Source organism: Pseudomonas sp. SIMBA_068 (genome assembly GCF_046534705.1).
GTDB classification, from domain to species: Bacteria; Pseudomonadota; Gammaproteobacteria; order Pseudomonadales; family Pseudomonadaceae; genus Aquipseudomonas; species Aquipseudomonas putida.
The window spans coordinates 1-438 of sequence record NZ_JAWRYI010000067.1 but is presented as its reverse complement, the minus strand read 5'-3'; the positions used below and the strand labels follow the sequence as shown (position 1 = coordinate 438).

Here is a 438-nt window from a genome sequence, read left to right as displayed (position 1 = left end):
CTAAGCTGCCGGGGCAGGCAAATGTTCAGACAGGGTACCGGATATGTTTGAAAGTCGTACCGCCGAGCGCGCCGCTCGCGGAGTCAGAAAAGTCAAACTCGCACTACTGGGGCCCGCTTTTATCGCCGCTATCGGCTATATCGATCCGGGCAACTTTGCGACCAACATTCAGGCGGGCGCTGCTTACGGCTACAAATTGCTGTGGGTGGTGGTATGGGCCAACATCATGGCCATGCTGATTCAGCTGATGTCAGCCAAGCTGGGTATCGCTACCGGCAAAAACCTCGCTGAACACATTCGCGATCGTTTTCCCCGGCCCGCCGTCTGGTTTTACTGGGTGCAGGCGGAAATTATCGCGATGGCCACTGACCTGGCGGAATTTATCGGAGCCGCGCTGGGGTTCAAACTGCTGCTCGGTATTTCTTTGATGCAGGGCGC

Annotated in this window: 1 protein-coding gene; it reads left to right on the top strand. The window is 56.8% G+C overall.

Annotated elements, in window-relative coordinates; translation table 11 throughout:
- Positions 1-43 precede the first annotated feature (43 nt).
- On the top strand, positions 44-438 hold a 395-nt coding region (locus tag SB756_RS28165), incomplete at its 3' end, for an Nramp family divalent metal transporter (RefSeq protein WP_410912773.1).